The organism is Amycolatopsis sp. NPDC051102 (assembly GCF_040682815.1).
Taxonomy (GTDB): domain Bacteria; phylum Actinomycetota; class Actinomycetes; order Mycobacteriales; family Pseudonocardiaceae; genus Amycolatopsis.
In genome coordinates, this window is record NZ_JBFBBT010000009.1 from 282,676 (window position 1) to 301,381 (window position 18,706).

An 18,706-nucleotide genomic window follows, 5' to 3' on the forward strand; every position below is an offset into this window, starting at 1 on the left:
TATAGTTTCTCCCATCCCACCACCCCCCCCCATGGCCCGGTGGGCTTTTGTGACGCGGTTGTACACCCCCCCCCCCACCCCCCACGACTCGTCAGGCGACCTTGAACGACTGAGCGGCGCTGCCGCTGCAGGCCGCCTGGACCAGCTGCACACTGTCCGCGGTGGACGATCCCGGCACGGTCAGGCACTTGCCGCTGTGGCGGGCGACGAAGTGGTAGTAACCGCCGCCCTCGGACACCGGCTGCCACTGCTGGTTGCCGCCGCCGCTGTAGGACCACAGCTGCAGCCCGGCGTTGTCCGCCGTCGAGACGTCGGTGACGTCGATGACCTCGGCGGTGTTCGTCCGGTTGTTGATCCGGTCGTAGCCGCCGCTGGTCGGGGCGAACTGGTACTGCTGGGCCGCGGTGCCGTTGCACGTGTACTGCTGGATGACCGTGCCGTTGGCGCTGCCGGCCGCGCGGGCGTCGACGCACTTGCCGGACGCCTTGTTCGTCACGGCGTAGAAGGCCGCGGGGTCGATCGTGCCCGGGTCGGTCGGCCCGGTCGAGCCGCCGCCGAGCCACTTCAGCCCGTCGAGCACGAACCGGTTCTGGTCGGCGCTTTCGAACGTCGACGACAGCGCCGTGTTCGTCTCGTAGTTCATCGCGTTGTGGCCGAAGTTGGCGTAGAGCATCTTGTAGTTCTTGTTCGTCCACGCGATCGGGTAGTAGCCGCTGTACCAGGTCTGGTTCGGGTCGGTGCCGATCGGGAACGTGGCGGAGTCCATCGACGCCAGGATGGTGATGTTGCTGTTCTGGCGCAGGTCGTTCTGCCAGGCGTACCACTCGGACGTCGACGACCGGATCGTCGCCGGCAGGTTCGCCGTCGACGGGTGGGTGCGGTTCTCGATCTTCAGCGTCTCCGGCGTCGGGCCCCACGTGTTCGAGGTGAACCGGCCGGTGCCGAGGAAGTCGTTGTGGAACCAGTTGGCGTACGACGGCGTGGAGCTGTCGTTGTAGGCGGTGACGTGGAAGCCGAAGAACCCGCCGCCGTTCTGCATGTAGTTCTGGAAGCCCTGGAACTGGGCGGCCGACTGCGGCTGGTCGTCGAGGAACAGCACGACGTCGGCGGTGGCCTTGGTGAGGCTCGTCAGCCGGTTCCAGTCGGTCGTCGCGGTGTAGGTGAAGCCGTTGGCCGCCGCTTGCTGCGGGAACCAGACGTTGGCCTCCTTTTCGAAGCTGATGTGCGCGGCGTCGTACGTGCCGCTGTAGAAGGCCAGGACCTTGAACGGCGTGGCGGCCTGCACGGCCGGGGCACCGAGCGAAAGCCCCAGGCAGGCAGCGAAGAAGGCCAGGATTCTGACCAGGTGACGGCGGGGCATGCGGGTTCCTTCCGGTGGGGGACGGGGATCACCAGTGGCGCGAGTAGCGCAGGCCGAAGCCGAACGGGAACAGCGCGGGCTGGCCGTCGCCGGCGTTGATCGGCTGCTGATCGGCGCTGCGCATCCAGGTCACCGGCAGCTTGCCGGTGGGGTTGTAGTCGCCGAAGAGGACGTCGGCCACGCCCTGGCCTTCGCTGCCCGGCAGCCACGACTCGACGAGCCCGGCCCAGTCCGGCAGCTGCGCGGCGATGTCGAGCGGCCGCCCGGACACCAGCACGACGACCGTCGGCACCCCGGAGTCCTTCAGCTTCTGCAGCGTGGCGAGGTCGGTGGCGTCCAGGCCCATGCCCTGCGGCCGGTCGCCCTTGCCTTCGGCGTACGGCGTCTCCCCCACGACCGCGACGGCGACGTCGTAGCTGCGGTCGATCCCCGTGCCGTCCTCGGCGTAGGTCACCGTCGAGGACTTCTGCCGGATGCCCTGGAGGATGGTCGTGCCCGGGATGACCGGACCGCTGGTGCCCTGCCAGCCGACCGTCCAGCCGCCGGCCTGGTTGCCGAGGTCGTCGGCGTTCTTGCCGGCCACGAAGATCCTGCTGCCGCGCTTCGGGAGCGGCAGGACGTGGTTTTCGTTCTTCAGCAGCACCTGCGATTCCCGCACGGCCTGGCGCGCGAGGTCGCGGTGGGGCTTGCTGCCGATGGTGTTCAGGAACCGCCGGTCGGTCAGCGGGTGTTCGAACAGGCCGAGCTCGAACTTCTTGGTGAGGATGCGGCGGTTGGCGTCGTCGATCCGCGACATCGGCACGCGGCCGTCCTGGACGAGGGTGCGCAGCGTGTCGATGAACTTCTGCCACGCGTAGGGCACCATCACCATGTCGATGCCGGCGTTGATCGCGGCCTCGACCTCGTCGGGGGTGAACCCGCTCTTGCCGTCGATCTTGTCGACGCCGTTGTAGTCGGAGACGACGATCCCGGTGAAGCCGAGTTCCTTCTTGAGGACGTCGTTGATCAGGTAGGAGCCGGCGTGCATCTTGACGCCGTTCCAGCTGCTGTAGGAGATCATCACCGAGCCGACCCCGCGCTGCACGGCGGCCTTGAACGGCGGCAGGTGGATCGCGCGCAGTTCCTGCTCGCTGATCTCGGTGTTGCCTTCGTTGACGCCGCCGGTGGTGCCGCCGTCGCCGACGTAGTGCTTGGCGGTGGCCATGACCGAACCGGGCCGGTCCAGCGCTTTCCCTTGCAGGCCGGTGATGATCGACGTCATCTGGGTGGCCAGCTGCGGGACCTCGCCGAAGGACTCGTAGGTGCGGCCCCAGCGGTCGTTGCGGGCGACGCACAGGCAGGGCGCGAAGTCCCAGTCGATGCCGGTGCCGGAGACCTCTTCGGCGGTGGCGCGGCCGATCTTCTCGACCAGCCGCGGATCGCGCGTCGCGCCGAGGCCGATGTTGTGCGGGAAGACGGTGGCGCCGTAGAGGCCATTGTGGCCGTGAACGGCGTCGACGCCGTAGATCAGCGGGATGCCCAGCGGCGTGGCGAGCGCGGCCTTCTGGAAGCCGTCGTACATGTCGGCCCAGGTGACGGGCGTGTTCGGGGTCGGCTGCGAGCTGCCGCCGGAGAGCAGCGAGCCGAGCCGTCCGGTGGTGACGTCGGCCGGGCTCTGCACGCCGAGGCGTTCGGCCTGCATCATCTGCCCGAGCTTGTCGTCGAGGGACATCCGGGAGAGCAGATCGGCGACCCGGACCTTCACCGGCCGCCAGGAATCCTTGTAGGCCGGGCCGTTCCCGGCGAGCGCGGGCGTTTCGGAAGCCAGCAGCAACCCCACGGCCAGCGCGCCGATGCCCAGCCTGCGTCCGAGGCGCATCCGGGTCCTCCTCGTCGAGAGACCAAAATTCACGCCTTGGATTAAGACACAGCGATAGGCGGCTGGTCCAGACCTCTGAGCGAACTCGGGTGCCGGTCAGCGGGATTGTGCGTTCCGGCCAGTATCTGACCTAATTGATTCCTACGGTGTCCGCATGACCCGCGAACAAGAGGACCTGTTGGCCGTGCTGGCCGAAGTCCGCAAGCGCTTGCTGATCCCGGCCCGCGACGTTTCGGACGCGGACGCAGGCCGCCGCACGACGGTCAGCGAACTGACACTGGGCGGCCTGATCCGCCACCTGGCCACGGGCGAGCGCCTGTGGCTCGAGATCCTCCGCACGGCCGACGGCTCCCTCCCGGAGGGCATGCTGGACACCGGCCAGTACGCGATGAGCGAGACGCTTTCCCACTGGCTGTCGGCTTACGCGGAAGCGGCCGCCGCGACGGACGAGTACGTGGCTTCGCTGCCGTCGCTGGACATCGAGGTCCAGCTCCCGGCGACCCCGTGGTCACCCCCGGAACCGCGGTTCTGGTCGGCCCGCCGGATACTGCTGCACCTGATCCACGAGACGGCCCAGCACGCCGGCCATGCGGACCTCATCCGCGAGTCGTTGGACGGCGCCAACTCGACGGCCCAGCTGGCCTGACCAGCCGGCCGCGAAGGGCACTGAGTTCACCATCGGTGACGCCGGCATCCAGCAGGTACTGCTCGACGTCGAACCCGTCGAGGGTCGCCAGCACGGCATCTTCGGCCGTGGTGCCGCGCTTCGCGAGGGCGGCCCGGATGATCGGCCCCTGGTCGGCGGCGCCCATCGCGGCGACGAGCGGCCCGAGGGCTTCGGCCGACAGGGCGTAGTCCGCGGCGATCGCGCGGGGTTCGACGTCGGCCAGCGCGAGCAGCAGGAGCGTGACCAGGCCCGTCCGGTCCCGGCCCGAACCGCAGTGGAACAGGACGCCACCGGAACCGGCGTCGGCGATCGCCTTGACGACCGCGGCGCACCGGCCGGGCTTCTGCCGGAGGAAGCCGGGGTAGTAGAGCGGGGTGCCGTTGAGCCCGGCCCGGTTGACGTGCTGCCAGAAGGCGGTGTCGCCGATGTCGTCGAGCGGGACCTCGAGCCGGTCGATCCCGGCCGGGGTGGCCGGCCCCGCGGGGTCCGCGGCGAACTGCGCCGAACCCGCCCGCGCGGTCCGGGACTCCGGCCCGGGCCGGATTTCGTCCGCGTTCCGAAGGTCGACGACGGTGCGGACACCCGCTTCGCGCGCCCGGGCCCACCCGGCCTCGGTGACGAACCGCAGATCCGCCGCCCGGTAGAAGGCACCGAACGCGGTCGTCCGCCCGGACTTCGTCGGCAGGCCGCCGAGATCCCGGGTGTTGAAGAAACCCGGCCAGGAAACCACTCTGCGCGCAGTCACGACTTGTCGGTCCCCTCCGGTAGCGTGGAAAACGGGGGCTGCTCAGCGATCCGAGCGCAGCGAAGCCGGGTCGAAGGACTCCCAGTAAGCGTCCTCGTCCTCGACGCTAGAAGCCGGTTCCGCTTCCGGTTCCGCTGAAGCTTCCCCCAGCCGCTCCGCCCGCAGCCGCTGGAACTCCTCCACCGTCATGCCCGGGTCGTCGTCCTCGGCACGCGCCGGCGCCGGGACCCCCGTCATCTGCTCGATCATGGCCGTCATGTCCTCGCCCAGCAGCAGCGCGACCTTGTTGTACCCGTCCTGGGTCGCCTCGCGCATCGCCGCCTGGGCGACCGCCACCACCCGCGGCCCCAGGCCCTCGCCCAGGTTGACCGCCGACGGGGCCAGCCACAGCCGCAGCAGTTTACCGCGCGCGTCGACGGTGACCTCGACCTGGCCGTCGACGTCGTGGGCCGTCCCGGAGGCCGACGCGAGCAGCTCCTCCACCCGGGCCATCGCCTCTTCGCGGGCGCGGGCCTGGGCGATCAGCTCGCGGGTCGTGATCACCTGGGTCACCTTCCGTACGTGGTGGTCTCGGCGTCCGGGTCGTCGTCCGGGATCGGTTCGTAGCCCAGGGTTTTCAGCTGTTCGGCGTCCACGACGGACGACAGCGCGTGGTACATCCGGTCGCCCGCGCGGCGGGTCGCGCGCTGTGCCAGCTCGAAGATCTGGTCGGTGAGGACCGCGGACCCGTGCCGCAGCGCCGACCGGTGGATCGTGACGCCGGTCAGCAGCCCGCCCGGCGCCACCTGGACCTCGATCGTGCCGGACGACGCCGTGCCCACCACCGGGCCGGAACGGGCCAGGCGCGCGGAAACGTCCGCGCCCGCGCGTTCGGCCTGCTCGGCGATCCGCGCGGAAGCCAGCTCGATGTCGAATTCAGCCACCGCTCACCCCGTCGGCCGGTAGAAGCCGATGAACGACTGCCCCGCGTTCGTCGTGCGGATGTTGCTGATGTGCACCGGGTCGCCGGCCTCGATCATCTGGCCGTCGCCGATCACCATCGCCACGTGGCCGGACCAGACGACCAGGTCGCCCGGCAGCAGCTGGTCGATCGAGGGCACCTCGGCCCCGACCGTCTGCTGCGCCGCCGTCCGCGGCAGCTGCAGCCCCGCGTCCTGGTACGACGTCATGGTCAGCCCGCTGCAGTCGAGGCCGACACCGCGCGCGGTGCCACCCCAGACGTAGGGCACGCCGAGCTGCGAAAGCGCGTTGCGCACGGCTTTCGCCGCGGTCTCGTTCGGCGCCATGACCTGCTTGCCGCCGGGCAGGTTGATCGCGACGCCGGTGCCGGGCTGCGGCGGGATCGCGACCGGCAGCCGCGGCTTGTGCACGGCACCACCGCCGCCACCACCGCCTCCGCCTCCGCCGCCGTCCGAACCGCCGGAGTAGCCGCTGTTGCTGTTGAACGACGACCCGACCTTCGTCGAGGAAACCGAGGACGCCGACGTCGACTGCTCTCCGCCGCCGAGCCGGGTGCCGATCGCGGTCAGGTCGTTGATCGTCTGCTCGCTGAACGTCGCGGCCTGGCCGGTCAGCCGGCTGATCTTGGTCTGCAGCTTCAGCAGGATGTCGCGCGACGCGGCACCGCGGCTCTCCGGCGGCTGGATCGTCTTCACCGCTTCGAGAGCCTTCATCGACGCCGAGATCTCTTTGATGATCTGGTCGCGCACCTGGTCGTTCTTGATTTCGCCGACGTGCAGCGTCTCGGCGGCCTCGGCGACGGCCTGTTCGATCTCGGCGCTCTCGTCGAGGAGGTCCTGGATCTCCTTCTCCAGGCTCTGCGACGTCGCCGTGGCGCGGTCGGCCGTGGCACCGGAACTGGCGGAGGCCAGCGAAACGCGTTGGTCCGAAGCGACGTCGCCGGTGCGGCCCACCGACGTCCGGAGCGCGATGTGCGCGTCCCGGGCGCCGCCGATGGCCGCCGGGTCGTGGCGCAGCTTCTGCGCGAACTGGTTGGTCGTGTCCAGGCCGTGCCGGACGAGCAGGTCGGCGTGCCCGGTCACGCGTCACCGCCGAGCCGCCGGACGACGTCGCCGTGCTCGCCCTCGACCGCCGCGAAGTTGCGGTCGGTCTGCCGGGCGGCGGCGCCGACCTGCTGCCAGCTGCCGCCGACACGGTGCAGGCGCTCCTGCAGCGCGCGCATCCGGCCGCTGTAGGCCCCGGAGAACCCGGATTCGCCGCCCATTTCCGAGAAGCCGTGGCCGCCGAGCGTCACGTGCGGGCCGACGTGCTTCTCGGCCGCGCCTTTGACGTCTTCACCGAGCGGGTCGACTTCGCGCGCGTACCGCGTGTACGCGCCTTCGTCGACGTGAAACCCCGAACCGTCCACTGGCCCTCCCTGTCACCGGAGGTGCGACGTGCGCGCGGCACCCCCGGTTCCCCTGATGCGCGAGCCAGCCTAGTCGACGTTCCGTACCCGGGTGGGCGAATTGCCCCGGTCAGCCGGTGATCTTCTTGAGCCAGTCCGGGTCCTGCCAGGAGACGATCGAACCGTTCGCGGTGACCGTCGGCGTGCCGAACCCGCTCTGGCCGCCGCCGAAGTCCTGCACGAGCTTCGGGTCGTTCTCGATCTGCTGGAACGCGGCGTTGATCTGCTGGTCGTAGGTGCCCGCGTTGATCGTCTGGGCGAACGCCGGATCGGTGATCCCGACGTTCCGGCCGAGCTCGATCAGTTGCTCCTTGTCGTAGCCGCGCTTGCCTTCCTCGGGCTGGTTGGCGAACAGCGCGTCGTGGAACTGGACGAACTTGCCGGCGTCGGCCGCGGCCAGCGCCGCGTTCGCCGAGTCGAGCGAGTAGCCGGGCGGGCTCGAGCGGTCGTTGAGCAGCGGCACCATGTGGTAGCGGACCTGCAGCTTGCCGTCGTTGACCGCCTGCTCGATCTCGCTCTTGTACGTCGTCTCGAACTTGCCGCAGATCGGGCAGAGGAAGTCGGCGTAGACGTCGATCGAGGCCTTGGCGCCGGTCTTGCCGACGGTGACGACCACGCCGTCACGCTTCTGGGTGACATCGCCGGTCAGCGCGCTGGTCGTCTGGCCCGGGTCGATCACTTTGCCCTTGGTCTGGTTCCGGTCCGCGATCGTCCAGATCACCCCGCCGATGACGAGCGCGGCCACGACGACCACCGCCCCGATCCCGATGAACAGTTTCCGCCGGTCACCGGAGGTCCCCCGGGCCTGCGCGACCACGTTCGGACCGGCCTGCGCCGCCTGACGACGCTTCCGAGCGGTCCGCTCAGCTCCACCCACCGTGTATCAGTTCCCTTCCGCGATACCCGAGTAGTCGTGCCCGGGTTCGCCCGAGTTCCCGCGACCTCGCGCGAGCCAGCCGTCGATCGACAGCCAGGTGCGGGGACGCGCCAGCAGCCAGGCGGCGAGCAGCGCGAATCCCGTGTCGCGGAGGATTTCCTGCGGGTACTCCGTCTGCCCCGCCGCCACCTGGCCGCCGCCGCCGAAACACCCGCAGTCGATGCTCAGCCCGCGGGCCCACGACTGGGCGATGCCGGCGACGAGCACGACGAGCAGCCCCAGCGCGATCCCGGCGGCCCAGCGGGTCGCCAGGCCGGCGAGCAGGAACAGCCCGAGCACGAGTTCGACGAGCGGCAGCGCGATGGCCACCACGTTTTCGAGTGCGTCCGGCAGCACGTCGTACGCCTGCACGGCGATCAGCGTCTGGCCGGGATCCGCCAGCTTCAGCGCACCGGAAACGAGCCAGACGGCCGCCAGCCCGAGCCGGGCGAGCGTGCCGACGGTGTTCAGCACGGGTTGGGACGGTCGCACCACGGACTTAGGCTAACGGGGGGACCTGAGAACAACGTGAGGCAGGACGGCGGCGGAGGGAGCGGCTGGATGCGGTGGCGCATGCTCGTCGGCTCGGCGTTGCTCCTGGTCACCGCGTCGGCGTGCGGCCCGCGCAGCGTCTCGCCGACGGACTCGCTCGTCACCCGGGCGAGTGCCACGGATCACCTGACCATCGGCATCCGGTTCGACGCGCCGGGGCTTTCGGAGCACACCGTCGACGGCCGGTTCGTCGGGTTCGACGTCGATGTCGCGACTTTCGTCGCATCGGAACTGGGTGTCGCCGCGAAGGACATCACCTGGCACGAGACGACGCCGGCGACGCGCGAGACGGACCTCACCTCGGGCACGGTCGACCTGGTCGTGGCGACCTATTCGATCACCGAAAAGCGCAAGCAGGTCGTGTCGTTCGCCGGCCCGTACTTCACCACCGGCCAGGACCTGCTGGTGCGCCGGACGTCGGCCGACATCGCCGGGCCGGAGGCGCTCAACGGGCGGCGGCTGTGCTCGGTCACCGGGTCCACGCCGGCGCAGCAGGTGAAGGACAAGTACGCCCAGGCCGTCCAGCTGGTCGAGTACCCGCGGTACCCCGACTGCGTGACCGCGCTGCTGGCCGGGCAGATCGACGCGGTGACCACGGACGCGGTGATCCTGGCCGGGTACGTGGCGCGCGACCCGGAGCTGCTGAAGCTCGTCGGGAAGCCGTTCTCGAAGGAGGACTACGGCGTCGGCCTGCGCAAGGGCGACACGCAGGGGGTGGCCGCGGTCGACGACGCGATCCGGAAGATGATCTCCTCCGGCGAATGGCTGCGCTCGCTCAACGCGAACATCGGCCCGTCCGGTTACCAGCTGCCCCCGCCTCCCGAGGTCACGTCGAAGTGAAGCTGCCCGACCTGCCGGTCCGGTCCGTGCTGCCCGACGTCGTCGCCGCGCTGGCGGCGCACGGCACCGCGGTGCTGGTCGCGCCGCCGGGCACGGGGAAGACGACGCTGGTCCCGCTCGCCCTGGCGGAGGCGGCCGAGGGGCGGGTCGTGGTCGCCGAGCCCCGGCGGCTGGCGGCGCGCGCGGCGGCGGCCCGGATGGCCGCGCTGCTGGGTGAGCCGGTCGGCGAGACGGTGGGCTACGCCGTGCGCGGCGACCGGAAGGTGTCGGCGCGGACCCGGATCGAGGTCGTGACGTCGGGGCTGCTGGTGCGGCGCGTGCAGGGCGACCCGGAGCTGCCCGGCGTCTCGACGGTGCTGCTCGACGAGTGCCACGAGCGGCACCTGGACGCCGACCTGCTGCTCGCGCTGCTCCTGGACGTCCGCGCCGGGCTGCGCGAGGACCTGCGGCTGCTGGCGACGTCGGCGACGGTCGCGTCCGGGCGGCTCGCGGCCCTGCTCGGCGACGCCCCCGTGGTGACGGCCACGGCCCGGACCTACCCGGTGGAGTTCTCCTACGTCCCGCCCGCTCGCGGTGAGCGCGCCGAGGCCTGTGTCGCCCGGGCGGTGCGGACCGCGTTGTCCGACGGAGACGGTGACGTGCTCGCCTTCCTCCCCGGCGCCGGGGAGATCACCCGGACAGCGGGTCTGCTGCGGCTGTCCGATGTGGACGTTCTTCCGCTGCACGGCCGGTTGTCGGCGGCGCACCAGGACGACGCGCTGCGGCCGCGCGACCGGCGACGGGTGGTGCTGGCGACGGCCGTGGCCGAGTCGAGCCTGACGGTCCCGGGCGTGCGCTCGGTGGTGGACTCGGGGCTGGCGCGCGTGCCGCGCGTCGACCACCGGCGCGGGCTGCCGGGGCTGGCGACGGTCCGGGTGTCGGCGGCGGTGGCCGCGCAGCGGTCCGGCCGCGCGGGCCGCGAGGCACCCGGGCGGGCGTACCGCTGCTGGGCCGAGCACGAGCAGGCGACGCTGCCGGCGTACCCCGAGCCGGAGATCCGCACGGCCGAGCTGGCCCGGCTGGCGCTGGAGCTGGCGTGCTGGTCGACGCCCGACGGCAGCGGGCTGGCCTGGTGGGACCCACCGGGCGAAGGCGCGCTGGCGGCGGGCCGGGCCCTGCTGGCGACGCTGGGCGCGACGTCCGCGGACGGGACGGTGACCCAGCGCGGACGGCGGATGGCCGAGCTCGGCCTGCACCCGCGGCTGGCCCGCGCGCTCCTGGACGGCTCTTCCGAAGTCGGCGCCCGCAACGCGGCGGAGGTCGTGGCGCTGCTGGACGCGGGCGCGACGCTGACGGACGTGACCGCGGAGCTGCGCCGCCTCCGCTCGGCGGGCGACGAAGGAGCGCGGCGCTGGAAGCGGGAAGCACGGCGGCTGGAGAGCCTGGTCCCGGGACGACGGGCCGAGCGTCCGGCCCCGGCCGACCCCGCGCTGGTCGTCGCCCTCGCCCATCCCGAGCGGCTCGCCAAGCGACGTCCCGGCGGCGCCCCCGTCTACCTCATGGCCGGTGGCACCGCCGCCGAGCTCCCGCCCGGCAGCGGCCTTGACTCCGAGTGGCTGGCGATCGCCGAAGCCACCCGCGATCCCGGCCGCGTCCACGGCACCATCCGCCTGGCCGCGGCCGCCGACGAAACCCTCGCCGTCCGCGCCGGCACGGTGTCCGAAGTGGACGAAGTCACCTGGGACGGTGACGTCGTCGCCCGGCGGGTCCGCAAGCTCGGTGCCATCGTGCTGTCCGAGAAGCCGCTGAAGAACGCCGACGTCCGCGCCGCCCTGATCGCCGGCCTGAAGTCCGAGGGGCTCGGCCTCCTGAAGTGGAGCCAGGACGCCACCCGCCTCCGTGAACGGATGGCCTTCCTGCACCGCGTCCTCGGGCCGCCGTGGCCCCCGGTCGGCGACGACGCCCTGCTGTCCGATGTGGACAGATGGCTCGACCTCGGCACCGCCCGCCGGAAAGCCGACCTGGCGAACATCAACGCGGGCACCGCCCTGAAGGCCCTCCTCCCCTGGCCGGAAGCGGCGAAGCTCGACGACCTCGCCCCGGACCGCCTCGAAGTGCCGTCGGGGTCGCACATCCGCGTCGACTACCGCGGTGACCAGCCGGTGCTCGCCGTCAAACTCCAGGAAACCTTCGGCTGGACCGAAACCCCGGTGATCGCCGGCGTCCCGGTGGTGCTGCACCTGCTCTCCCCCGCCGGCCGACCGGCGGCGATCACCGCCGACCTCGCGTCCTTCTGGACGTCCGGCTACCCGGCCGTCCGCGCCGACCTGCGCGGCCGCTACCCCAAGCACCCCTGGCCGGAGGACCCGGCCGGCGCCGTCCCGACCCGGCACACCCGCCGCCGCTCCTGAACCCCGCCGAAAGTCGGGGGCGGTCCGCGACCGTCGTCCGATGCCCGCGCACCCCCGCCGACCGCAGACTTCGGGGCATGATCACACTCAGGGGACTCACGAAGCGGTACCGGGAAAAGACCGTCGTCGACGCGCTGACCTGCGACGTCGCGCCGGGCCGCGTGACCGGCTTCCTCGGCCCGAACGGCGCCGGGAAGTCGACGACCATGCGGATGACCGTCGGGCTCGACCACCCGCAGGCGGGCGAGGTCCTGGTCGGCGGCCGGCGCTACGCCGAGCTGCGGCACCCGCTGCGCGAGGTCGGCGCGCTGCTCGACGCCAAGGCCCTGCACCCCGGCCGCAGTGCCGGGAAGCACCTGCTGGCCATGGCGCGCAGCAACGGCATCGCGGCGAGCCGCGTCGAAGAGGTGCTGGCGACCGTCGGGCTGTCGGACGTCGCCGGCAAGCGGGCGGGCCAGTTCTCGCTCGGCATGGGCCAGCGGCTGGGGATCGCGGGCGCGCTGCTCGGCGACCCGGCGGTGCTGCTGTTCGACGAGCCGGTCAACGGCCTGGACCCGGACGGCGTCCGCTGGGTCCGGCAGCTGATGCGCTCGCTGGCGGCGGAGGGGCGGACGGTCTTCGTCTCGAGCCACCTGATGAGCGAAATGCAGCTGACCGCCGACCACTTGGTGGTGATCGGCAAGGGCCGCCTGCTGGCCGACGCCCCGGTGGCGGAGTTCATCGCGGGCCATTCCCGCACAACGGTCGCGGTCCGCATCCCGGCGGACGGCGACCGCCGCACGCTGGAGGCGAAGTTGCGCGCGGAGGGCGGCGTGACTCACCCAGGCGAGGCGGGCGAACTGGTGGTGGACGGCATCGACGTCACCCGCGTGGGCGACCTCGTGCACGAGCTCGGAATCCGCGTGCACGGCCTGGCCGAGCGGCGGGCGTCCCTCGAGCAGGCGTACATGGAGCTGACGGCTTCATCGGTGGAATACGGGGTGTCGGCATGAAGATCGATACGCGCGGCGCCTTGCCGGGCGCGGTGGCGGCGGAGTGGACGAAGCTCTGGTCGGTCCGGGCCACGTGGTGGTGCCTCGCCACGGGAACGGCACTGATGCTGGGGTACGGCACGCTGTCGGCAATAGCCCAGCACTACGACAACGACCCGCAGAGCGCCCCGGCGATCACCCTCGGCGGCGCGGTGTACCTAACCCAGTTCGCGGTGATCGCCCTGGCAACGTTGTTCGTGACAAGCGAGTACGCGGGCGGCGGAATCCGCTCGACGCTGCTGTGGACACCGGTCCGTCCCCGGGTGGCCCTGGCGAAGGCGGCAGTACTCCTGCCGGTGCTGTTCGCGTACGGAGTGGTGCTGTCATGCGCGAGCATGGCCCTGACGGAGGCGGTGAAGCACGGCCACGGCCTGCCGACATCCTTCCCGGCAGCATTCACAACGGCATCGGGCACGGGCGGCTATTTCGCACTGCTCGGCGTGCTGTGCACGGGAATCGGCTGGTCCCTGCGCAGCGCGGCCGGGACGTTGGTGTCGGTGATCGTGCTGCTGGTGCCGTTGCCGCTGATCGTGGCGTCGTTGGGCTGGGCGGAGGCGATGCCGTACTTCCCGGGCATCGCGGGCATCAACGCGATGGCGGAGCCGGGAAAGCCGAACCCGGTGACGACGGCGGTGGCACCGTACGCACCATGGGTGGGCCTGCTGATCTGCGCGGCCTGGGCAACAGCAGCTCTCCTGACAGGCACGACGGTGTTGCGCCGCCGCGACACCTGATCACGGGGCGGGAACCACCAAGCCTGCTTCGTAAGCCGTGATCGCTGCCTGGACGCGGTTCTTCACGCCGAGGCGGTTCAGGATCGTGCTCACGTGGGCCTTCACCGTGCCCTCCACGACGAACATCTTCGCCGCTATGTCCGCATTGGACAGTCCAGACCCGAGCAGGGCAAGCACCTCACGCTCGCGCGGCGTCAACGCCAGGATCCGCTCCCGGGCCGCAGCCGCGCGGGCCAGCTGCCCGCCGGACAGCCGGGCGATCACGCGCTGCGCCACCTTCGGCGAGAGGAACGCCGCCCCGTCGGCGACCGCGTGGATTCCCGCGAGGAGCTCGCGCGGGTCGCCCGACTTCAGCAGGAAGCCGCCCGCGCCCAGGGCCAGTGCGCGCTCGATGTAGTCGTCCTCGCCGAACGTCGTCAGCATGATCACGCCGGTCGCCGGCAGCAGGCGGCGGATCTCGGCCGCCGCGCCGAGGCCGTCCAGGCCCGGCATCCGGATGTCCAGCAGCACCACGTCCGGGTGCGTGGCGAGGACCTGCGAGACGGCCGCACGGCCGTCGGCGGCCTCGGCGACGACCTCGATGGCCGGGTCCGCGCCGAGGATCGCCGCCACTCCCGCCCGCATCAACGCTTCGTCGTCGGCCAGCACGACCCTGATCACGATGCCCCCTCGGCGAACCTGTCCTTGGCGACCAGTTTCCCATCGGCGAAACACAACCGATAGGCGGCGTAGTCGTTGTCGAGCCACGAGCGGCCCGTGCCGTAGTACTCGCACGCGACGCCGGGCGCCGGCGGCAGCGGCGGCTCGCCCCGCACCGGCCGGGCCGAACGCTGGTGCTCGGGCAGCCGCGGCGCCACGTCGGCCCGGGACTGCCCGACCCGCAGCCCGTCGTAGACCGGCCCGGGCAGCTCCGAGGAGTTCCACTGGTAGAGGAAGACGATGCCGCTGACCGCGAGCACCACACCGAACAGTCCACACGGGACGGTGATCGCCTGGACGAGGCTGCGCCGGACGTCCCGGCGCGCCAGCTCCAGGGCCCGCGCCGACGTCGGCTCCACGAGCTCGTCGTCGTCGGCCTCCCGCAGTTCGGCCGGCTCGGCACCGTGCGGCAGCACCGCGGTCACGGCGAAGCCGCCCTCGTGCGGGCCGGCCCGCAGCGTGCCGCCGACCAGCCGGACGCGCTCGCGCAGGCCGATCAGCCCGACGTGCCCGGACGCCGCCCCGGGCAGCGGCCCGGCGGGCGGCCGCGCGTTGACCACGCTGACGTCGGTCCGCGCGCCGGCGCTGCTCACCCGGACCGTCACGGCGGCGCCCGGCGCGTGCTTCGCCACGTTCGTCAGGGCTTCCTGGACCACGCGGTAGGCAGCGCGGGCCACCATCGGGGGCGCCGCATCGATGTCCACAGTGGAGTCAATGACCAAGCCCGACGCCCGCGCCCGCGCGATCAGCTCGCCGAGGTCGCCCTGCACCGGTTCCACCGGGGCGGAGTCCTCGCGCAGCACGCCGATGATCTCGCGCAGCCGCTCGGTCGCCGCCGCGGCGCTGGTCCGCAGCTGCCCGGCCGCGTCGCGCTGGGCGTCGTCGAGCCCGCCCGCGACCTCCAGCGCGGCGGCCCGGACGGCGATCAGGCTCAGTTCGTGGCCCAGTGAGTCGTGCATGTCGCCGGCGATCCGCGCGCGCTCGCGCAGCCGCGCCTGCTCGGCGACCAGCCGCTGCCGGCTCTCCATCTCCTCGGCACGGCGCCAGCCGGTGCGGGCGAGCTCGCCGCGGACCCGGACGTACCGGCCGAGCAGCCACGGCGACAGCCCGGCGAACACCAGGATCGCCACCATCGCCGCCCAGTCGCCGAGACCGTCGGGCCCGGCGATCAGCGCCACCGGCAGGCCACCGGCCGTGACGGCGCCGCCGATCAGCACCCCCGGCCGGGCCCGCGCCATCCGCAGCCCGGCTTGGTAGCACATCGCGACCAGCACGAACACCACCCACACGGGCAAGTGGTGGCCGAACGGAAACGACACCGCAAGCGCCCCGGCCAGCGCGACACCGAGCGAGACGACGGGGTACCGCCGCGCCGTGGCCACCGAGCCGGCGACGACGGCGAGACCGCCGACGGTCTCCCACGCCGACCGCGTGTTCACGGTGTCGGCCACGACGGTGAACGCGAGGAACAGCCCGAGCAGCACGTCGAACACCACGCGCCACCGGCGCTTCACCACCTCCCGCACGGGTTCGAAGCTACAAGCCGCACCGGCGGGCGGGCCACTGCCGAAAGTCAACCTTCCCGCACGAGTTCGAAGCCGCGAGCCGCGCCAGCAACCCGCCCCCGTGAGCACCGCTCTCGACTCTGATCATCGCTCCGGAGAGCAGTGCTCTCGCTTTGGAGCAGCGCATCGGAAAGGTCGAGAGCAGCGCTCTCGCGCCATCCAGCGCGCGCCGCGGTGCGCGAGCAGTGTTCTCGCGCGCGATTCGACGTGCATCGCGGTGCGCGAGCAGCGTTCTCGCGCACGACTCGACGTGCACCGCGGTGCGCGAGCAGTGCTCTCCGTAGCGAGCACCGCTCGCCGCCTCGCGTGAGCACTGCTCTCAAAGGTGAGCACTGCCCAACGCCCAACGAGAGCAGTGCTCACAACAGAGCGCACTGCTCCAGAGGTGAAACCCAAGGTCAGCGAAGTGATCCCCGCACCCCGGCGAGCTCATCCACCCAGGCCCGGACCCGCGCGCCGACCCCGGCGACCCCCGACAGCAGCATCCCAAAACGCCGACCCACCACCCAGCAAGCGGAGCGTCCGCCGACACGGACGGCGGACGTCTCGATGCGCATATCCGCACGGTGACGCCCCCGGTGTTGCATGATGATCCATCATGGCCGAGCGCACACTCGCCGACCAGTTGGGCGGCTACCTCCCCGAAGGCATCGAGGCCCTCGAAGAGCACGAGCGGCAGGACCTCGCCGACGCCCTGCGCGACGCGCGCAGGCGGCAGGCGAAAGCGCTCGCCGAAGCGGGCGAAGAAGGTCTCCGGTACGTCCCCGCGTTGCTGCGCGGTGCGGTCCGGAAGGCGGTCGGCCTGTGACCGCCGAAAACCACGCGGCCGAGGCGGAGATCCTCAAGCTCGCCCGCGTCCTCCACGTCGAGCCGGCGCGTCTCGAGTACCTCGCGCGCGTCGACGCCGACGATCTGCGGGCCTTCCGCGAGCAGGTCACCGACACGCTGTTCGACGCCAACGCCGCCGCCCTGCAGCGGATGGCCCTGGCCGCGCGGGTGGTGCCGGTCGGGGTGCTCGCCAAGATCGCCGAGAAGGTGTTCGGCCCGCTGTTGTGCGCGCGGATCGCCGGGCTGGTCGACGTCTCGCGGGGCGTCGACGTCGCCAAGCGGCTGAGCCCGCGGTTCCTCGCCGAGGTGGCGGCGGAGCTCGACCCGCGGCGCGCGAGTGCGATCATCAGCCGGATCCCGCTGGACACCGTTCTCGCGGTCGCCGCCGAACTGGCGGTCAAGCAGGACTGGATCACCCTCGGCCGGTTCGTCGGCCACCTGCCCGACCCGACCGTGCGGCGGGCACTGGAGGGGATCGACGACCCGGCGCTGCTGCGGATCGCGTTCGTGCTCGACGACAAACACCGCATCGACCACGTCGTCGGCCTGCTCCCGGCCCACCGGCTGGGCCGGCTGGTCACCGCGGCGGCCGCCGACGAGGACCTCTGGACGCCGGCCCTGGACCTGCTGACGCACCTCGCCGAAGCCCGCCGGGCGACCCTGGTGCCGATGCTCGGCGGGCTGCCCGGCGGGTTCCGGGAACGCGTTCAGGCGACGATCAGGTAGATCCCGTAGCCGACGATCGCGGCGCAGGCGGCGAAGCAGACGACCGCGCCGGCCAGTGGCCCGCTGCCCGAGCCGCCCGCCTCCCGGGCCGATTCGCGCTGCGAAAGCCCGACCACGCCGAAGGAGAAAAGGCTCGTCAGCACGACGACCGAAGCCAGCGCGACGACGAAAACGAGTCCGAGGGAACCCCAATTGATGTGCACGGCGCTCCTCAGGCGTTGGCCGGCTGCGCGACGCCGGGCTCGTGGATGGAGTTCGCGTTGACCGGGTTCCGCTTCGACGCGAGGTAGATGCCCAGCGCGACGACGACCCCGGCCAGGCCGACCAGCACCGTGCCCCAGGTCCCGAGCGTCGAAACCTCGGCGGCGAGCGCGCCGACGATCGCGGCGGCGGGCAGCGTCAGCGCCCAGGCGAGGACCATCCTGCCCGCGACGCCCCAGCGGACTTCGGCGAGCTTGCGGCCGAGCCCGGAGCCGATGATGCCGCCCGAGCAGACGTGCGTGGTGGACAACGCGAACCCGAGGTGCGCCGACGTCAGGATGACCGCGGCCGCGCTGGTTTCCGCGGCGAACCCCTGCGGTGTCTGGATTTCGGTGAGCTTCTTGCCCATCGTCTGGATGATCCGCCAGCCGCCGAGGTAGGTGCCGAGCGCGATCGCGGTGCCCGCGGTCAGGATCACCCACAGCGGCGGTCCCGAGTTCGGCGCGAGCGAGCCGGACGCGATCAGCGTCAGCGTGATGACGCCCATGGTCTTCTGCGCGTCGTTCGTGCCGTGCGCGAGCGACACCAGGGACGCCGAGGCGATCTGGCCGGCCTTGAACGTGCGGCCCACCGTGTCCTGCTTCGCGCGGGCGGTGATCCGGTAGACGAGGAAGGTGCCCAGCGTCGCGACGATCCCGGCGACGATCGGCGAGGCCAGCGCGGGGATCAGGACCTTCTCGACGACCTTCCCGAAGTGGACGGCGTCCGCGCCCGAGGCGATCCAGGTGGCGCCGATCAGCCCGCCGAACAGCGCGTGCGAGGAGCTCGACGGCAATCCGATCAGCCAGGTCACCAGGTTCCACACGATGGCACCCACCAGCCCGGCGAAGATGATCACCGGCGTCACCTTCGTGTCGTCGACGATCCCGCCGGAGATCGTCTTCGCGACCTCGACCGAGAGGAAGGCGCCGACGAGGTTCAGCACGGCGGACACGCCGACCGCGACCTTCGGCTTGAGCGCCCCGGTGGCGATGGAGGTGGCCATCGCGTTGGCGGTGTCGTGGAAGCCGTTGGTGAAGTCGAAGGCGAGCGCCGCGACGATCACCACCAGCACGATGAGGGAGAAGTCCATGCGTGGCTCTCTTCCGTAGCTGTTCGTTGGCAACGCTACTGATCAACAGCACGGA

General features: G+C 71.7%; 20 protein-coding genes. 7 read left to right on the plus strand and 13 right to left on the minus strand.

Annotated elements, in window-relative coordinates; translation table 11 throughout:
- Positions 1 to 91: 91 nt before the first annotated feature.
- Positions 92 to 1,360 carry an RICIN domain-containing protein gene (locus tag AB0M93_RS25745; RefSeq protein WP_364276945.1) on the minus strand — a complete coding sequence of 423 codons (1,269 nt, stop codon included), beginning with the start codon at positions 1,358 to 1,360 and terminating at the stop codon, positions 92 to 94.
- A 28-nt stretch (positions 1,361 to 1,388) separates the two neighbouring features.
- Positions 1,389 to 3,218 (minus strand): glycoside hydrolase family 3 N-terminal domain-containing protein, encoded by a 1,830-nt coding sequence (locus tag AB0M93_RS25750; protein ID WP_364276947.1) that lies wholly within the window; start codon positions 3,216 to 3,218, stop codon positions 1,389 to 1,391.
- Positions 3,219 to 3,372: 154 nt separating this feature from the next.
- Between AB0M93_RS25750 and AB0M93_RS25755 the strand changes: the two genes are divergently transcribed.
- Positions 3,373 to 3,864 carry a DUF664 domain-containing protein gene (locus tag AB0M93_RS25755; protein WP_364276949.1) on the plus strand — a complete coding sequence of 164 codons (492 nt, stop codon included), beginning with the start codon at positions 3,373 to 3,375 and terminating at the stop codon, positions 3,862 to 3,864.
- On the opposite strand, the gene AB0M93_RS25760 is transcribed toward AB0M93_RS25755, so the two are convergent.
- The 7 genes from AB0M93_RS25760 to AB0M93_RS25790 all read right to left on the minus strand — a co-directional run bounded on the left by AB0M93_RS25760 (position 3,815) and on the right by AB0M93_RS25790 (position 8,427).
- Entirely contained in the window at positions 3,815 to 4,630 is an 816-nt protein-coding gene (locus tag AB0M93_RS25760) for a tyrosine-protein phosphatase (RefSeq protein WP_364276951.1), read from the minus strand. The genes AB0M93_RS25755 and AB0M93_RS25760 overlap by 50 nt on opposite strands.
- A gap of 42 nt (positions 4,631 to 4,672) precedes the next feature.
- Positions 4,673 to 5,173 (minus strand): YbaB/EbfC family nucleoid-associated protein, encoded by a 501-nt coding sequence (locus tag AB0M93_RS25765; RefSeq protein WP_364276953.1) that lies wholly within the window; start codon positions 5,171 to 5,173, stop codon positions 4,673 to 4,675.
- A 5-nt stretch (positions 5,174 to 5,178) separates the two neighbouring features.
- On the minus strand, positions 5,179 to 5,553 hold the full coding sequence (locus AB0M93_RS25770) for a YbaB/EbfC family DNA-binding protein (protein ID WP_364276954.1): 375 nt from the start codon (positions 5,551 to 5,553) through the stop codon (positions 5,179 to 5,181).
- 3 nt (positions 5,554 to 5,556) lie between these two features.
- Entirely contained in the window at positions 5,557 to 6,672 is a 1,116-nt protein-coding gene (locus tag AB0M93_RS25775) for an NlpC/P60 family protein (protein WP_364276956.1), read from the minus strand.
- The gene (locus tag AB0M93_RS25780; RefSeq protein ID WP_364276958.1) at positions 6,669 to 6,998 is read right to left on the minus strand and encodes a hypothetical protein; all 330 of its coding nucleotides are present in this window, start codon (positions 6,996 to 6,998) and stop codon (positions 6,669 to 6,671) included. The genes AB0M93_RS25775 and AB0M93_RS25780 overlap by 4 nt, the downstream gene beginning before the upstream one ends.
- Positions 6,999 to 7,107: 109 nt before the next feature.
- Positions 7,108 to 7,854 carry a thioredoxin domain-containing protein gene (locus AB0M93_RS25785; RefSeq protein WP_364276960.1) on the minus strand — a complete coding sequence of 249 codons (747 nt, stop codon included), beginning with the start codon at positions 7,852 to 7,854 and terminating at the stop codon, positions 7,108 to 7,110.
- 66 nt (positions 7,855 to 7,920) lie between these two features.
- Positions 7,921 to 8,427: a MauE/DoxX family redox-associated membrane protein gene (locus AB0M93_RS25790; RefSeq protein WP_364277083.1), complete on the minus strand. Its 507-nt coding sequence runs from the start codon at positions 8,425 to 8,427 to the stop codon at positions 7,921 to 7,923.
- A gap of 87 nt (positions 8,428 to 8,514) precedes the next feature.
- On the opposite strand from AB0M93_RS25790, the gene AB0M93_RS25795 reads away from it, so the two are divergent.
- The 4 genes from AB0M93_RS25795 (at position 8,515) to AB0M93_RS25810 (ending at position 13,500) form a co-directional block, all read left to right on the plus strand.
- The gene (locus AB0M93_RS25795) at positions 8,515 to 9,345 is read left to right on the plus strand and encodes a glutamate ABC transporter substrate-binding protein (protein ID WP_364276962.1); all 831 of its coding nucleotides are present in this window, start codon (positions 8,515 to 8,517) and stop codon (positions 9,343 to 9,345) included.
- Positions 9,342 to 11,735, plus strand: a complete 2,394-nt coding sequence (gene hrpB, locus AB0M93_RS25800) for an ATP-dependent helicase HrpB (RefSeq protein ID WP_364276963.1) — start codon at positions 9,342 to 9,344, stop codon at positions 11,733 to 11,735. Before AB0M93_RS25795 ends, hrpB begins: the two co-directional genes overlap by 4 nt.
- Positions 11,736 to 11,812: 77 nt before the next feature.
- Positions 11,813 to 12,727, plus strand: a complete 915-nt coding sequence (locus AB0M93_RS25805; protein WP_364276965.1) for an ATP-binding cassette domain-containing protein — start codon at positions 11,813 to 11,815, stop codon at positions 12,725 to 12,727.
- Positions 12,724 to 13,500 carry an ABC transporter permease gene (locus AB0M93_RS25810; RefSeq protein ID WP_364276967.1) on the plus strand — a complete coding sequence of 259 codons (777 nt, stop codon included), beginning with the start codon at positions 12,724 to 12,726 and terminating at the stop codon, positions 13,498 to 13,500. Before AB0M93_RS25805 ends, AB0M93_RS25810 begins: the two co-directional genes overlap by 4 nt.
- Here the strand turns inward: AB0M93_RS25810 and AB0M93_RS25815 are convergent, their stop codons facing one another.
- Both AB0M93_RS25815 and AB0M93_RS25820 read right to left on the minus strand, forming a co-directional pair.
- Positions 13,501 to 14,160: a response regulator transcription factor gene (locus AB0M93_RS25815; protein WP_364276969.1), complete on the minus strand. Its 660-nt coding sequence runs from the start codon at positions 14,158 to 14,160 to the stop codon at positions 13,501 to 13,503.
- On the minus strand, positions 14,157 to 15,725 hold the full coding sequence (locus AB0M93_RS25820; protein ID WP_364276971.1) for a histidine kinase: 1,569 nt from the start codon (positions 15,723 to 15,725) through the stop codon (positions 14,157 to 14,159). The genes AB0M93_RS25815 and AB0M93_RS25820 overlap by 4 nt, the downstream gene beginning before the upstream one ends.
- A 637-nt stretch (positions 15,726 to 16,362) precedes the next feature.
- Here AB0M93_RS25820 and AB0M93_RS25825 point away from each other — a divergent pair.
- Both AB0M93_RS25825 and AB0M93_RS25830 read left to right on the plus strand, forming a co-directional pair.
- Entirely contained in the window at positions 16,363 to 16,572 is a 210-nt protein-coding gene (locus AB0M93_RS25825; RefSeq protein ID WP_003082038.1) for a hypothetical protein, read from the plus strand.
- Complete coding sequence (locus AB0M93_RS25830; RefSeq protein WP_364276973.1) at positions 16,569 to 17,318, plus strand: hypothetical protein; 750 nt, start codon at positions 16,569 to 16,571, stop codon at positions 17,316 to 17,318. The genes AB0M93_RS25825 and AB0M93_RS25830 overlap by 4 nt, the downstream gene beginning before the upstream one ends.
- Here AB0M93_RS25830 and AB0M93_RS25835 read toward each other — a convergent pair.
- Positions 17,300 to 17,521, minus strand: a complete 222-nt coding sequence (locus AB0M93_RS25835) for a hypothetical protein (RefSeq protein WP_364276975.1) — start codon at positions 17,519 to 17,521, stop codon at positions 17,300 to 17,302. The two genes, AB0M93_RS25830 and AB0M93_RS25835, sit on opposite strands and share 19 nt — an antisense overlap.
- A gap of 8 nt (positions 17,522 to 17,529) precedes the next feature.
- A complete protein-coding gene (locus AB0M93_RS25840) occupies positions 17,530 to 18,651 on the minus strand; it encodes an inorganic phosphate transporter (protein ID WP_364276977.1) in 1,122 nt (373 codons plus the stop codon).
- Positions 18,652 to 18,706 lie beyond the last annotated feature (55 nt).